The organism is Pseudomonas sp. K8 (assembly GCF_014889455.1).
Lineage (GTDB): Bacteria > Pseudomonadota > Gammaproteobacteria > Pseudomonadales > Pseudomonadaceae > Aquipseudomonas > Aquipseudomonas veronii.
The window spans coordinates 1-15443 of sequence record NZ_VJWO01000004.1 but is presented as its reverse complement, the minus strand read 5'-3'; the positions used below and the strand labels follow the sequence as shown (position 1 = coordinate 15443).

At 62.4% G+C, this 15443-nt stretch carries 14 protein-coding genes; 10 read left to right on the top strand and 4 right to left on the bottom strand.

The features are described 5' to 3' along the window. Positions 1-88 precede the first annotated feature (88 nt). From INT12_RS04185 to pcaC, 10 genes are all read left to right on the top strand, one after another. Entirely contained in the window at positions 89-1429 is a 1341-nt protein-coding gene (locus INT12_RS04185; RefSeq protein WP_046384428.1) for an MFS transporter, read from the top strand. A gap of 171 nt (positions 1430-1600) precedes the next feature. After that, complete coding sequence (locus INT12_RS04180; protein ID WP_017844816.1) at positions 1601-2458, top strand: CoA transferase subunit A; 858 nt, start codon at positions 1601-1603, stop codon at positions 2456-2458. Then, positions 2458-3237: a CoA-transferase subunit beta gene (locus INT12_RS04175; RefSeq protein ID WP_017844817.1), complete on the top strand. Its 780-nt coding sequence runs from the start codon at positions 2458-2460 to the stop codon at positions 3235-3237. The genes INT12_RS04180 and INT12_RS04175 overlap by 1 nt, the downstream gene beginning before the upstream one ends. Continuing rightward, positions 3234-4439: a 3-oxoadipyl-CoA thiolase gene (gene pcaF, locus INT12_RS04170; protein ID WP_169850589.1), complete on the top strand. Its 1206-nt coding sequence runs from the start codon at positions 3234-3236 to the stop codon at positions 4437-4439. Before INT12_RS04175 ends, pcaF begins: the two co-directional genes overlap by 4 nt. Before the next feature lie 17 nt (positions 4440-4456). Continuing rightward, positions 4457-5161, top strand: coding sequence for a protocatechuate 3,4-dioxygenase subunit beta (gene pcaH, locus INT12_RS04165; RefSeq protein ID WP_017844819.1), 705 nt, complete (start codon positions 4457-4459; stop codon positions 5159-5161). A 1-nt stretch (position 5162) separates the two neighbouring features. Next, on the top strand, positions 5163-5729 hold the full coding sequence (gene pcaG, locus INT12_RS04160) for a protocatechuate 3,4-dioxygenase subunit alpha (RefSeq protein WP_193040801.1): 567 nt from the start codon (positions 5163-5165) through the stop codon (positions 5727-5729). A gap of 187 nt (positions 5730-5916) precedes the next feature. Further along, the gene (locus INT12_RS04155; RefSeq protein ID WP_046490261.1) at positions 5917-7212 is read left to right on the top strand and encodes an MFS family transporter; all 1296 of its coding nucleotides are present in this window, start codon (positions 5917-5919) and stop codon (positions 7210-7212) included. A gap of 10 nt (positions 7213-7222) precedes the next feature. Further along, the gene (locus INT12_RS04150) at positions 7223-8587 is read left to right on the top strand and encodes a 3-carboxy-cis,cis-muconate cycloisomerase (RefSeq protein ID WP_104903795.1); all 1365 of its coding nucleotides are present in this window, start codon (positions 7223-7225) and stop codon (positions 8585-8587) included. A gap of 10 nt (positions 8588-8597) precedes the next feature. Then, positions 8598-9389, top strand: coding sequence for a 3-oxoadipate enol-lactonase (gene pcaD / locus INT12_RS04145; RefSeq protein WP_193040802.1), 792 nt, complete (start codon positions 8598-8600; stop codon positions 9387-9389). Between the two features lie 10 nt (positions 9390-9399). Beyond that, complete coding sequence (gene pcaC, locus INT12_RS04140) at positions 9400-9792, top strand: 4-carboxymuconolactone decarboxylase (RefSeq protein ID WP_017844824.1); 393 nt, start codon at positions 9400-9402, stop codon at positions 9790-9792. An 88-nt stretch (positions 9793-9880) separates the two neighbouring features. Here the strand turns inward: pcaC and INT12_RS04135 are convergent, their stop codons facing one another. The 4 genes from INT12_RS04135 to INT12_RS04120 form a co-directional block, all read right to left on the bottom strand. Continuing rightward, entirely contained in the window at positions 9881-11347 is a 1467-nt protein-coding gene (locus INT12_RS04135) for a M91 family zinc metallopeptidase (protein WP_193040803.1), read from the bottom strand. Positions 11348-11484: 137 nt separating this feature from the next. Continuing rightward, the gene (locus tag INT12_RS04130) at positions 11485-12384 is read right to left on the bottom strand and encodes a polysaccharide deacetylase family protein (protein WP_193040804.1); all 900 of its coding nucleotides are present in this window, start codon (positions 12382-12384) and stop codon (positions 11485-11487) included. A 111-nt stretch (positions 12385-12495) separates the two neighbouring features. After that, a complete protein-coding gene (locus INT12_RS04125) occupies positions 12496-13968 on the bottom strand; it encodes a M91 family zinc metallopeptidase (protein ID WP_319017507.1) in 1473 nt (490 codons plus the stop codon). 160 nt (positions 13969-14128) lie between these two features. After that, complete coding sequence (locus tag INT12_RS04120) at positions 14129-15379, bottom strand: OprD family porin (protein WP_193040805.1); 1251 nt, start codon at positions 15377-15379, stop codon at positions 14129-14131. Between the last annotated feature and the right edge of the window lie 64 nt (positions 15380-15443).

The window sequence follows — 15443 nt, the reverse complement described above, 5'->3', positions numbered from 1 at the left end:
TTATTACTGTGCGGCAGCGCTCTGAGCGCCGCCCAATAATAATGACGACCCCAGGTCGTTGGCCCGCCATCGGTGTGGAATAACAATAATGAATCAACCTTCTGTCGCTACCACCCTGGACGTGCAGTCCTTCATCAACGCCCAGCCACTGTCACGCTATCAGTGGCGTGTGGTGATCCTGTGTTTCCTGATTGTCTTTCTCGATGGTCTCGACACCGCCGCCATGGGCTTCATCGCGCCCGCGCTGTCCCAGGACTGGGGCATTGACCGCGCCAGCCTCGGCCCGGTGATGAGCGCCGCGCTGATCGGCATGGTATTCGGCGCCCTGGGTTCCGGCCCGCTGGCGGACCGTTTCGGGCGCAAAGTGGTATTGGTGAGTGCGGTGCTGGTGTTTGGCGCCTTCAGCCTGGCCTCGGCCTACAGCAGCAACGTCGATCAGTTGCTGGTGTTGCGCTTCCTCACCGGGCTGGGGTTGGGCGCCGGTATGCCGAATGCCACCACGCTGCTGTCCGAATACACCCCCGAACGCCATAAATCGCTGCTGGTGACCAGCATGTTCTGCGGTTTCAACCTGGGCATGGCCGGTGGCGGGTTTATCTCGGCCAAATTGATCCCGGCATTCGGTTGGCACAGCTTGCTACTCATCGGCGGTATTTTGCCGTTGATCCTCGCGGTGGTGTTGTGGGGATGGCTGCCGGAATCGGCGCGCTACCTGGTGGTGCGCAACCGCGGCACCGACAAGGTGCGCAAAGCCTTGTCACCCATCGAGCCCGGCATCGTCGCCCAAGCCAGCGGTTTCAGCGTGCCCGAGCAAAAAACCGTGAAGGCGCGCAACGTATTCGCGGTGATCTTCTCCGGCACCTACAGCGCCGGCACCTTGTTGCTCTGGCTCACCTACTTCATGGGCCTGGTGATTGTGTACCTGCTGACCAGTTGGCTGCCCACGCTGATGCGCGACAGTGGCGCGAGCATGGAACAGGCCGCGTTCATCGGCGCGCTATTCCAGTTTGGTGGCGTGTTGAGTGCGGTCGGGGTGGGCTGGGCGATGGACCGGTTCAACCCGCACAAGGTCATCGGCACGTTCTACCTGCTGGCCGGGGTATTTGCCTACGCGGTAGGGCAGAGCCTGGGCAATATCACCGTGTTGGCGACCTTGGTGCTGATCGCCGGGATGTGCGTCAACGGTGCGCAATCGGCGATGCCGTCCCTGGCCGCACGCTTCTACCCGACCCAGGGCCGCGCCACCGGCGTGTCATGGATGCTCGGTATCGGCCGCTTCGGCGCGATCCTCGGCGCGTGGATGGGCGCCACCTTGCTGGGCCTGGGCTGGAACTTCGAGCAGGTGCTCACCGCGCTGGTGATCCCCGCCGCATTGGCCACGGCCGCCGTGGTGATCAAAGGCATGGTCAGCCATGCCGACGCCACCTGAAGACACGCGCAATTCCTGTGGGCGCAAGAAAGATTAGCTAGACAACAATTGGTTCGATAATCGAACACTGTGTCGATTATCGGATTGTTTGGCTTTTTGCCCCGGCTTAACCTTCAAGTACTTCGGCGCCACCTTCGCGCCTTTTTCGATCCACACCGGGAGCCCGAACCCATGGCTGAAATTCTTGCGCTGCGTGACGCGGTGAAGCGATTCGTGAACGACGGCGATACTGTCGCACTGGAAGGCTTTACCCACCTGATCCCTACGGCAGCGGGTCATGAAATCATTCGTCAGGGCAAGAAAGACCTGACGCTGGTACGTATGACGCCTGACCTGATCTACGACCAGTTGATCGGCGCCGGCTGCGCCCGCAAGTTGATTTTTTCCTGGGGCGGCAACCCTGGCGTGGGTTCCCTGCATCGCCTGCGTGATGCGGTCGAGAAACACTGGCCGCAACCCCTGGAGATTGAGGAACACAGCCACGCCGACCTGGCCAATGCCTACGTCGCCGGTGCTTCCGGCCTGCCGTTCGCGGTGTTGCGTGCCTATGCCGGTTCCGATCTGCCCAAAGTCAACCCGCTGATCAAGACAGTCACCTGCCCATTCACCGGCGAAGTGCTGGCGGCGGTGCCGTCGGTACGTCCGGACGTCAGCGTGATCCACGCGCAAAAGGCCGACCGCAAGGGCAATGTGCTGCTCTGGGGCATTCTTGGCGTGCAGAAGGAAGCGGCGCTGGCCGCCAAGCGTTGCATCGTCACCGTCGAAGAAATCGTCGACGACCTCAACGCGCCGATGAACAGCTGCGTGCTGCCGACCTGGGCGCTGACGGCGGTGTGCCATGTGCCTGGTGGCGCGCACCCGTCCTATGCCCATGGCTATAACCAACGCGATAACCGTTTCTACCAGGCCTGGGACCCGATCGCTCGCGACCGTGGGACGTTTACCGCCTGGATCGACGAATACATCCACGGCACTGCCGATTTCAGTGAATTCCAGGCCAAGCTGGCCGCCGCGCAGGAGGCCAAGTAATGGCTTACTCGACCAATGAAATGATGACCGTCGCCGCTGCACGCCGCCTGAAGAATGATTCGGTGTGTTTTGTCGGCATCGGCCTGCCGTCCAAGGCGGCCAACCTGGCGCGCCTGACGTCCTCGCCGGATGTGGTGCTGATCTACGAGTCCGGCCCGATTGGCGCCAAGCCCAGCGTATTGCCGCTGTCCATTGGTGACGGCGAGTTGGCCGAGACTGCCGACACTGTCGTCCCCACCGGTGAGATCTTTCGCTACTGGCTGCAGGGCGGGCGCATCGACGTCGGTTTTCTCGGCGCGGCCCAGGTCGACCGTTTCGGCAATATCAACACCACCGTGGTCGGCGATTATCACCAGCCCAAAGTGCGCCTGCCGGGTGCCGGTGGCGCGCCGGAGATTGCCGGCTCGGCCAAGAGCGTGCTGATCATTCTCAAGCAGTCGGCGCGTTCGTTTGTCGACAAGCTGGACTTCATCACCTCCGTCGGCCACGGCGAGGGCGGCGATTCACGCAAGCGCCTGGGTCTGCCCGGCGCCGGTCCTGTCGGGATTATTACCGACCTGTGCATCATGGAGCCGGAAGAGGGCAGCCATGAGTTCGTGGTCACCGCGCTGCACCCCGGCGTGACCCGCGAGCAAGTGGTCGCGGCCACCGGTTGGGCGATTCGCTTTGCCGATCAGGTCAGCACCACCGCGGAACCGACGGCAGTCGAGCTGACCGCTCTGCGTGATCTCGAAGCCCGCACAGCGGCCGCCCACGGCCAAGCACCCGGAGAAGCCTGATGCGCGACGTATTTATCTGCGATGCAATTCGTACCCCCATCGGCCGTTTCGGCGGTGGCCTGTCCACGGTGCGCGCCGACGACCTGGCGGCACTGCCGATCAAGGCGCTGATCGAACGCAACCCTAGCGTGGATTGGCACGCCGTCGATGAAGTGTTCCTCGGCTGCGCCAACCAGGCCGGTGAAGACAACCGCAACGTCGCGCGTATGGCGCTGTTGCTGGCGGGCCTGCCTTCGAGCATTCCCGGCGTGACCCTCAACCGTTTGTGCGCTTCGGGCATGGACGCGATCGGCACCGCCTTTCGTGCGATTGCCAGCGGAGAAATGGAATTGGCGATTGCCGGCGGCGTCGAGTCGATGTCCCGCGCGCCGTTCGTGATGGGCAAGGCTGACACGGCGTTTTCGCGCAACATGAAGCTCGAAGACACCACCATCGGCTGGCGCTTCATCAACCCGCTGATGAAGGCCCAGTACGGCGTGGATGCGATGCCGCAGACCGCCGATAACGTCGCCGACGACTACCATGTGTCCCGCGCCGACCAGGACGCCTTCGCCCTGCGCAGCCAGCAACGCACCGCCGCCGCCCAGGCCGCCGGGTTCTTCGCCGAAGAGATCGTGCCGGTGCGGGTCGCCCATAAAAAAGGCGAAACCGTGGTGGAACACGATGAGCATCCACGGGCCGACACCACCCTGGAAACCCTGGCCCGGCTCAAACCGGTCAATGGCCCGGACAAGACCGTCACCGCCGGCAATGCGTCGGGTGTGAACGACGGGGCGGCGGCGCTGATTCTTGCGTCTGCCGAGGCCGTAAAAAAACATGGCCTGACCGCCCGTGCCCGAGTGCTGGGCATGGCCAGCGCCGGTGTCGCGCCACGGGTGATGGGCATCGGCCCGGTGCCGGCGGTTCGCAAGCTGGTGGAACGCCTGGGCCTGGCCGTCACCGATTTCGATGTGATCGAACTCAACGAAGCCTTCGCCAGCCAGGGCCTGGCGGTGTTGCGTGAATTGGGCATCGCCGACGATGCGCCCCAGGTCAACCCGAACGGCGGCGCCATCGCCCTCGGCCATCCTCTGGGCATGAGCGGTGCGCGACTGGTGCTGACGGCCCTGCATCAACTTGAAAAAACCGGCGGCCGCAAAGGTCTGGCGACCATGTGTGTCGGGGTGGGCCAGGGCCTGGCGCTGGCGATTGAACGCATCTAATAAGAGAGGACCGCTCCATGAGTGACAAGCCCGGTTACCGGCGCCCGCAAGCGGGCACTCAACCTGATTACCTGCACCCGGCCTACCAGTCGACGAACCTGCGTTCGCCGTCTCAGCCGTTGGTGTTCCTGCCCCATTCCCTGTCGGAAATCACCGGGCCGACCATCGGCGCCGAGCGCATCAACGAGAAGGACAACGACCTGACTGCGCAGCACGACGGCGAGCCGCAGGGCGAGCGCATCATCGTTCACGGGCGCGTGCTCGATGAAAACGGTCTGCCGGTACCGGGCATCCTCGTGGAGATCTGGCAGGCCAACGCGGCCGGCCGCTACAACCACGCGCGCGATCTGCACGACGCGCCGCTCGACCCGAACTTCACCGGCACCGGGCGTACCGTCACCGACGCCGAGGGCTGGTACCAGTTCCAGACCATCAAGCCCGGCGCCTACCCGTGGGGCAACCACCACAATGCGTGGCGCCCGGCGCATATCCATTTTTCGCTGTTCGGCCCGAGCGTGCTGACGCGCCTGGTCACGCAGATGTATTTCCCCGGCGACCCGCTGCTCGAGTACGACCCGATCTACAACTGCGTACCGGACACCTCGGCCAAGCAACGCCTGATCGCCACGTTCGACCTGGAAAAAACCATTCCTTCCTATGCCCTCGGCTACCGCTGGGACATCGTCCTGCGCGGCCGCGACGCCACGCCGATGGAGAAATGAGATGAGCCTTTACGCGACCACATCCCACACCGTCGGGCCGTATTACCACATCGGCCTGACCTGGCTGAACCGCGAAGCCCTGGCCAACGCCGCGACCCTTGGCGAACGCGTGGCGATCAGCGGGCAAGTGGTGGATGGCAACGGTGATGTCGTCAACGACGCCATGCTGGAAGTCTGGCAGGCCAATGCCGCCGGCAAGTACGACCACCCGGAGGACGACCAGGACAAAGCGCTGGACCCGAACTTCGAAGGCTTCGGCCGGGTGCCGGTGGATGCTGAAGGGCGCTTCCGCTTTACCACCATCAAGCCGGGCAGCGTGCCGGGGCTGGCGGGCACGACCCAGGCGCCGCACCTGGTGGTGCTGGTATTTGCCCGTGGCCTGGTGAAACACTTGCTCACGCGGATTTATTTTGACGGTGAGGCGCTGAATGCGGATGACCCGTTGCTCGCGCGCGTGCCCACAGAGCGGCGCAGTACCTTGATTGCCAAGCCGGATGCGGACGGTGTGCATCAGTGGAATGTGGTGTTGCAGGGGACAGATAAGGAAACGGTGTTCTTTGATTACTGAGTTGGCTTGAGAACCTATCGGGGGCAAGCCCCCTCCCACCTTTGATGTGTGAATACATTCAAGTGTGGGAGGGGGCTTGCCCCCGATGAGACCATTTCAGGCAACACCTATGTAAATGTCTACAAGCGGAACATGGTTGTTGCAAAGTGTGTCTAGGCTATAACCGTTCCCACTGAGTGAAAAAAACATGACAACAACAACCAGTCACTACACCGGAGAAGAACGCAGCAAACGGATTTTTGCGATTGTCGGGGCATCCTCCGGTAACCTCGTCGAATGGTTCGACTTCTACGTCTACGCCTTCTGCGCCATTTACTTCGCCCCGGCGTTTTTCCCCTCGGACGACCCCACGGTGCAACTGCTCAACACCGCCGGGGTGTTCGCCGCCGGGTTCTTGATGCGGCCCATCGGCGGCTGGCTGTTTGGCCGGGTGGCCGATAAGCACGGGCGCAAAAACTCGATGATGATCTCGGTGCTGATGATGTGCGCCGGTTCCCTGGTCATCGCCTTCCTGCCCACCTACAAAGACATCGGCGCCTGGGCCCCGGCGTTACTGCTGGTGGCGCGGCTGTTCCAGGGCTTGTCGGTGGGCGGCGAATACGGCACCACCGCGACCTACATGAGTGAAGTGGCGCTCAAGGGCCAGCGTGGGTTCTTCGCTTCCTTCCAGTACGTGACCCTGATCGGCGGGCAACTGCTGGCGGTGTCGGTGGTGGTGGTCCTGCAACAGATCCTCAGCGAAGACGAACTGCGCGCCTGGGGCTGGCGGATTCCGTTCGTGATCGGCGCCATCGCGGCGGTGATCTCCCTGCTGCTGCGTCGCAGCCTGAAAGAAACCACCAGCAAGGAAATGCGCGAAGACAAGGACGCCGGCAGCATCGCCGCGCTGTTCCGTGACCATAAAGCGGCCTTTATCACCGTGCTCGGCTATACCGCCGGTGGCTCGCTGATTTTCTACACGTTCACCACCTACATGCAGAAGTACCTGGTGAACACCGCCGGAATGCACGCCAAGACCGCCAGCTACATCATGACCGGCGCGCTGTTCCTTTATATGTGCATGCAGCCGCTGTTCGGCATGCTGGCCGACAAGATCGGTCGCCGTAATTCGATGCTGTGGTTCGGCGCGCTGGGCACCTTGTTTACGATGCCGATCCTGCTCAGCCTGAAAACCGTCAGCAGTCCGTTCCTGGCGTTTGTGCTGATCACGCTGGCGTTGGCCATTGTCAGTTTCTACACCTCCATCAGCGGCCTGGTGAAAGCGGAAATGTTCCCGCCCCAGGTGCGCGCCCTGGGTGTGGGCCTGGCTTATGCGGTGGCCAACGCAATCTTCGGCGGCTCGGCGGAATACGTGGCCTTGGGTTTGAAATCCTTGGGCATGGAGAACACCTTTTATTGGTACGTCACCGGCATGATGGCGGTGGCTTTCCTGTTCAGCCTGCGCCTGCCGAAACAGGCGGCGTACCTGCATCACGATTTATAAAGGAGGCGGTATGACGCTGCGCACGAGCAACCAACTGTTCGACGCTTACTTCTGCGCTGAGAGCATGGCCGAGGTGTTCTGCGACCAGGGGCGCCTGCAGGGCATGCTGGATTTCGAAGCCGCACTGGCACGGGCCGAGGCCCAGGTCGGGTTGATCCCGCAGGCGGCCGTCGCGCCGATTGCCCAGGCCTGCCTGGCGTCGCTGTATGACGTCGACGCCCTCGGCGTGGCGATTGCCTCGGCGGGCAATTCGGCGATTCCGCTGGTGAAGGCGCTGGGCAAGTGGGTGGCCGGTGAAGACCCTAGTGCCGAACGCTATGTGCATTTGGGCGCGACCAGCCAGGATGTGATGGACACCGGCCTGGTCCTGCAACTGCGGCGCGCGCTGGCGTTGATCGAAGCCGACCTGGCTCGCCTCGGCGATATTCTGGCAGCCCAGGCCCAGCGGTATGCGGCTGTACCGTTGGCCGGGCGGACGTGGTTGCAGCATGCCACGCCGGTCACCCTGGGCATGAAAATCGCCGGTTGGTTGGGCGCGGTGACCCGCAGCCGCCAGCGCTTGATCGAGCTGAAACCGCGCTTGCTGGTGCTGCAATTCGGCGGCGCTTCCGGCACGCTGGCCGCGCTTGGCGAACAGGCAATGCCCGTTGCCCAAGCGTTGGCGGCGCAGTTGCAACTGACGTTGCCCGAGCAACCCTGGCATACCCAGCGTGATCGCCTGGTGGAGTTCGCCAGCGTGTTGGGTCTGATCGCCGGCAGCCTTGGCAAGCTGGGCCGCGATATCAGCCTGCTGATGCAGACCGAGGCGGCGGAAGTATTCGAGCCGGCGGCGCCCGGCAAAGGCGGCTCGTCGACCATGCCGCACAAACGCAACCCGGTGGGCGCCGCCGTGCTGATCAGCGCCGCGACCCGCGTGCCCGGCCTGGTGGCGACGCTGTTCAGCGCCATGCCCCAGGAACACGAACGCAGCCTGGGCCTGTGGCATGCCGAATGGGAAACCCTGCCGGAGATTTGCCGCTTGGTCTCTGGCGCATTGCAACAGGCGCTGCTGGTGAGCGCAGGGCTGGAAGTCGACCCCGAGCGCATGGCGCGCAACCTCGACCTGACCCAGGGCCTGGTGTTGGCCGAAGCCGTCAGCATCGTGCTCGCGCAGCGCCTGGGCCGCGACACCGCGCACCATCTGCTGGAGCAGTGCTGCAAACGCGCGGTGGCCGAACAACGCCATCTGCGCGCCGTCCTCGCCGATGAGCCGCTCATTACCGCCGAGTTGTCGGCGACAGACCTGGACCGCCTGCTCGACCCGGCGCACTACCTGGGCCAGGCCCAAACCTGGGTCAGCCGCGCTGTAACCGAACACTTTGCACTGACTGCCTGAGGAGATTGCTGTGGCTTTTGTACAACTCGCCGAGGGCGAACTGCATTACCAACTGGATGGCCCCATTGATGCACCGGTGCTGGTGCTGTCCAATTCGCTGGGTACCGACCTGAATATGTGGGACACCCAGGTCCCGGCCTTTGCCGAGCACTTTCGCGTGCTGCGCTTCGATACCCGTGGCCACGGCCAATCCCTGGTGACCGAAGGCCCCTACAGCATCGAACAACTCGGCCGCGACGTGATTGCGCTGCTGGACGCGCTGGACATCCCGCGCGCGCATTTCTGCGGGCTGTCCATGGGCGGGCTGATCGGCCAATGGCTGGGGATTCACGCGGGGGATCGTTTGCAGCGCCTGGTGGTGTGCAACACTGCGGCCAAGATCGGTACATCAGACGTGTGGAACCCGCGTATCGAGATGGTCCTGCGCGACGGTGCGGCCGCGATGGTGGCGCTGCGCGACGCGTCGATTGCGCGCTGGTTCACCGCCGATTTCGCGGCGGCCAACCCGCAGCAGGCCAAGCGCATTACCGACATGCTCGCGGCCACCTCGCCCCACGGCTACGCTGCCAATTGCGCAGCGGTGCGCGATGCAGACTTTAGCGAGCAACTGTCGGCGATCCACGTGCCGACCCTGGTGATCGCCGGCACTGAAGACGCTGTCACACCGCCCGCCGGCAGCCACTTTATCCAGCGCCAGGTGCAGGGGGCCGAGTACGCCGAGTTCTACGCCGCCCACCTGTCCAACGTGCAAGCCGGAGCCGCGTTCAGCGACCGGGTCATTCAATTCCTGCTGGCCCGCTGAGGAGTCTTTTGTGGACGAGAAACAACGTTACGCCGACGGCCTGCAAGTGCGCCGCGAAGTGCTGGGCGACGCGCATGTCGACCGCAGCCTGAATGCCTTGACCGAGTTCAACAGCGAATTCCAGGACATGATCACCCGCCACGCCTGGGGCGATATCTGGACCCGCCCCGGCCTGCCCAGGCACACCCGCAGTTTGATCACCATCGCCATGCTGATCGGCATGAACCGCGGCGAAGAACTCAAACTGCACCTGCGCGCCGCCGCCAGCAATGGCGTGACCCGTGCCGAGATCAAGGAAGTGCTGATGCAAAGCGCGATCTACTGCGGGATTCCGGCGGCGAATGCGACGTTTCATCTGGCCGAATCGGTGTGGGATGAATTGGGGGTCGAGTCGCGCGCTTAGTGCGACTCGGCACTGCACTCCTGGCGAGAGGCAACAGGTTGTCGAGGAGCGGTCGCTGACCGTCACGGGGCTGAGCGGTCAGGTCGACTCACAGGGAGCCGTAGCTTTTTCGCAGGGGCAGGCCCATTTCTTCTCGTAACGCGTTTTCGGTCAGTGGGTAAGGATTTGACGTGGTTGGCGCGGTTGCGGGGTCGTTGTCAAAGTCGAAGGGCGGACTGGCAGTATCCAGGCCGACGACCTGGCGTTCATCATTGGGCTCCTGGGTGCGTGTGCCGTCCGGGCGGATAATTTCCGTATTGCCGAGAAATGTGCTGCCTGTGGCTGCGTTATAAGCGTGACCCAGTTCGTGGTACAGGGTCGTGGTGGTCGGCAGAAACACACGCGACTCGTCCGAGGCTTCTCTGGGGATGACCGGGTTATAGGTCACAAACGATTCTGTCGTGCCCGCGCCACGGACCCCATCGTGGATGATCGTGGGGTCCTGCCATTCTTCCAGGGGAACGCCCTCCGGCGGCACGACGATGTGAGTATCAGTGATATCTTGCATTATCGTGACTTTGGCTCCGCTGCGCTCTGCGGCGGCGTCCAGTTCATTCAACATGTGCTGGCTGTTGGGAGAGCCTCGGTAAAACTCCAGGTCATCCTCAACCCGTTGCTTGAATGCCGGGGAACCTTCGATATCAATCGCCTTGCGCCCTGCATTTTCGGGCAATGGCACGGTCTCGATAAACTTGAATCCGAATGGCAATCCCAGGTGATCGCTGCGCTTACCGTACACAACGTCGTCGCTTGAGTTGGAATAGACGCTGTCTTGACCTCTACCCGTGTAGATGTGGCTTCGGCCATAAGCGTTTATCTGATCATCGCCTTTGCCGCCGTGCATGATGTTGTGGCCGCTTCCGCCGTGCATCAGGTCGTCATCGTTTCCCCCGTCCATGTAGCTGGTTTTGCTGTCAGGACCGTAACCCGCGTACATGCGGTCGTTGCCGTTCCCGCCGTACATGGTGTGATTGCCTGTGCCGCCCATCATGGTGTCATCGCCGTCGTCACCGCCGGCGTAACTGCTTGCGCTGCCCAGTTGGATGATGTCATTACCCGCGCCGCCGTAAACTTGGCTTTTACCACCTCCGGTCTGTATATGATCGTTACCTTCACCTCCATGGATTTGGGTGTAAGCCATCACATCAGGATCAATGCGAACGGTGTCGTCACCTTTGTTCGCCCTGATGGCTATCGCTGTCGCATCGCTGTTAGCAGCGGGCAGTAAATAACTTTTGCCATTTATCATGGCATTGAGTTGGCCGCGTTCGCCTTTGCTGATGTGAATGTCGTCTGCGCCATCGGCAGTATCGATTTTTAGAATCGTCACATTTTTTTTCCCGCTTTCCCCCTGATACGACGTGGTTGTCAGTGTGATATCGACATTCTTGTCACTGACAATCTTGCTGGTCTGGGGGGGAGGGCTGTTTACGAGTGCAGTGGCGCCTGGAGCTGGCGATCCGCCGGGGAGGGCATTAGGTTCGGGCGCTTTAGGCGCAACGGAAGAGGTTTGCATCGTCAATACTCTTTCTTGTGAGCGTCGGTGATTTACCGCCGATCAGTGGTGAAAAAGTTGGAGGGGTTCCCGCATGACGATAACTACTTCATTACAGCATGTATGAAAAAAGACAACGCACTGCCCGATAACGCACATCAGTTGGAATCGGCGTCCCACACCCAATTCCACACCCCGGGCAGATGCACTTCTTCACTCGCTTGTTTCACGGTACGCGCCAATGCCGCCCGCTTCAGTGCTGCGTGATCGGTGTAGAACGGCTCGGCGGCGGTCTTCAGGCCGTCGATCCGGGCGCTGTCCATCAGGATCTGCAGGTACTCTTGCAGATGCCGTGCGGTGTAGCGGTTGATGTCGTGGAAGGTCACCACCACCGGTATCACGCCGTCGACTGTCGGCAATTCCCCCAAGGCGATGCGTTCGCGCACCACCGACAGCTGGCGGATCAGGTTCTCGCGGCGGCGCGGGCTGGCGTTGAAGCCCCAGATCTTGCCGTCGTTGGCGCTCAGGTCGGTCAACAACACCTTCATGCCGTGGCGCTGGTAGGCGGCGAAGGTGCGCCGGTCGTAGTTCCAGAAGGGCGGGCGCACCAGCGTCGGCGACACGCCGGTGATCGCGGCGATATCCGCAGCGCCCTGGCTGAGGGTGCGTTCAAGCTCGGCGTCGCTCAACCAGCGATGGTTGGTATGAAAGGCCGTGGCCGTGTGGAACGCCAGCACATGCCCGGCCGCGAACTCACGTTCCATGGTCTTGCGGCCCCGTGAACTGCCGCCGGAGCGCGAGGCTTCGGTCTGCAGAAAGAACACCGCCTTGATGCCCGGCAATACCGGGTTGTTTGCCAGGTCGGCCATCACCGAGCGGGTCGGGTTGTTGTACCCCGAGGCGCTGGGACCGTCATCGAACGTCAGCAGAAAACGGATCGGCGCCTGGGCCTGCAGGCGTTGTTCGGTCTGCGGCGTCAGCGCGATGGGCGCGCTGATGCAGCCGCTGAGGCTCAAGGCCAGGGCAAGCAAGGCGGATGCGATGGCGAAAGATTTCATGGGTGCGCAGGCTCGAATAAAACCCGCTGCTGGATGGGTCAGCTGCGGCAGGCGCGCACGATACCGCAAGATGCTCGACGTGGGGTTAAAGGCTGACAAACGCGATCTGGTTTAACCTACGTATTGCGCTCGCAGTGGCCTACCCATTTCCTCGTTCAAAGCGTTTTCAGTGAAGGGCTTGGGGTTGGTAGTGATGGCCGGCGTGGCAGGATCGTTGTCAAAATCAAAGGCGGCTGCGCTGCTCTCAAGGCCGACGGCCTGGCGTTCACTGTTAGGCACTTCGTGCGCCTGCCCCTCGAATACTTCCTGCGTGGAACCCGTGAAGGCGGTGCCGTTGGCGGCGTTATAGGCGTGAGCCATTTCGTGGTAGAGCCCGATGATGGGCGGGTGAGTCGTGCCCGCCGAGGGGTTCAGTTGGGACCGGTTGTATTCAATGCGCGCGCGGTCAGCCCGAGACCCTGGTACTCCGTCGACCATGAACCCCCACTTGGGATCGTCGCCGACTACCGGCGCACGTTCGTCCTGCAGCAGGGCCTGGAGTTCCTGGCTGCCGTAGATGTACCCGCTGCCGTTCTCCTGCCGATCTTCCACAATCGTTACCGGGGCGCCGTTGCGATCGGCAGCCGCGTCCATCTCTGCGAGCATCTGCTGGCCTTGGGGAGAGTGGCGTAACAGCGCCAAATCGTCTTCGACCCGTTGGATGAACGCGGCAGATCCCTTGATTGCAAACCCCTTGATTGGGCCGGCGTGGGCAGACACGGCCGTCAATAGCGAGCCATTGAGGTGGTTGATCGAATCGCCGGGCTGGGCGTAGATCCGGTCGCCCGGTCGATTGGCGATGACGGTGTCATAACCGTCGCCGGTGTAGAAGGTGCTTCGGTCGTGGCCGATCAAGCGATCGTGCCCGGTGCCGCCATGCAGCACTGTGTGGCCGGAGCCGGCGTACAGCCGGTCATTACCGTTGCCGCCATCCAGATAGCTGGCTTTTCGGCGCGATCCCGCGCCCGCATAGAGGCGGTCATTGCCGTTGTTGCCATAGAGCACGCTGTCGCCGCTGCCGCCCATGAGCAGGTCGTCACCGTCATTGCCCTCGGCGTAGCCAAGGCCGCTGCCAAGGCGCACGACGTCGTTACCGTTGCCGCCGAATACGCGGGTGTCGCCACCGCCGGCCTGGATTCGGTCATTGCCGTCCCCCGCTTCAATCACGATGGGCTGCATGACGTTGGCGTCAATGTGTACGTGGTCATTGCCGCCGTGGGTCTTCAGGTACAGGGTCAGCGGTTTGCCATCGTTATCGTGGCTGGCAAAACGATACAACCGGCCATTGAGGCGAATGTTCAACTGATCGTCAGAAGCCTGGCTGATGTGGACCTGGTCCGCGTCGTTGCCGGTTTCCAGGAGCAGGCTGTTGTTCAGGCTGAAGGAATAGCCGCGCTCCCATATCGACTGCCCGCTGGCTTTTAGATTGCCGTCATTCAGGAACGGGTGCAGATAAGTCTGGATCGACGTGCCTGGGAGGAACTGCAAATGGGCAGGTTTGGCCAGCCCGTAGTGACCAGTGTCGAACGTTGCTACTGGGCGCACTGCAGGTAAGGGCGGTACGCCATCGAGGAGGCGTGGGAGAGGGCGGGTACTACCGTTGAAAACATCCATGTGTGGTCCTTGTTTAAGCGCCAGGTATCAGCCCTGGCGCTTAACAGTGACCACCCGCAGCAAATCGTTCCCGCCAAGGTGTAATACGGCTTTACAGCAGACTGAGCGGGTAGCTGACGATCAAGCGGTTTTCATCGAACTCATTGTTGCTGAAGTCGCGGCGGATGCTGGAATTGCGCCAGCGCAGCGTGAGGTCTTTCAGGGCGCCGCTCTGCAGCGTGTAGCCCAATTCGCTTTCGCGGCCCCACTCCTTACCGTCGGTGATGGTGCCGGTATGCACGTTGCTGCCGCTGATATAGCGGTTCATCAAGGTCAGGCCCGGTACGCCGAGGGCGGCAAAGTTATAGTCGTGCCGCACCTGCCAGGATTTCTCCTGGGCGTTGTCGTAGCTGGAGTTGTAACTGTCGTTGGCCAGAGTGCCGCCGCTGGTGCCGTTGACGCGCATCCAGGCGCTGTTGCCGGTGAGTTTTTGCAGGCCGACGTAGAAGGTGTTGCCGCCGTACTTGGCCGAGAACAGGCCGGACCAGGTTTTGTTGTCCAGCTCGCCTGCGCGGGCGCTGCCGTCGTCCTTGCCATAGAAGAACCCGAGGTTGGCGCCCAGGGTCCAGTCGCCCACGGGTTGGCTATGGACCAGGTTGACGAACTGCTGGCGGTAGATGTCTTTGAGCTGGGCATTCCACAGGCCGACCTGGGTGCGTTTGTCGTTGAACGTGTATTCGCCGCCCTGGAAGTTGAAGCGGTCGGAGGTGAAGGCGGTTTTGCCGAACATCGACATGTCCGACATGCTGCTGTCGTCCCGCGGGCTGTTGGCGCGGAACTGGCCGCCGTAGAGGGTCAGGCCGTCGATTTCCTTCGAGGTGATCTGCCCGCCGCGCAGGGTTTGCGGCAGGGAACGACCGTCGTCGGCGCGCAGGATCGGCAGCGTCGGCATCCATTCGCCGACCTTCAGTTCGGTCTTCGAAATCCGCGCCTTGAACGCCACACCCAGGCGCCCGAAATCGTCGGCGGGGCGGCCGTCATGGTCCAGCGGCAATAACTGTGAACCGCCAGTGCCGCGCCCGCCATCAAGCTTGAGCGAGTACAGCCCCAGTACATCCACGCCAAAACCCACGGTGCCCTGAGTGAAGCCGGACTTGGCGTCGAGGATGAAACTTTGCGTCCACTCCTGCGCGCCGCCCTGGGCTTTGGTCGGGTTGGTGAAGTTACGGTTGATGAAGAAATTGCGCAGGTTGAGGTTGGCGCTGGCGTCCTCCATAAAGCCGTGTTCTTCGGCGACGACGGGAAACGCAAGGCTGGCGACTGCGGTGGCCAGCAATAGCTGGCGAGGGTGAAAAGTGCTCATGGCATTGGGCCTGTTGTTATTGGGGTTATGCAGGTGGCGGCCATGGTGCGGGGCAGTGCGGGGG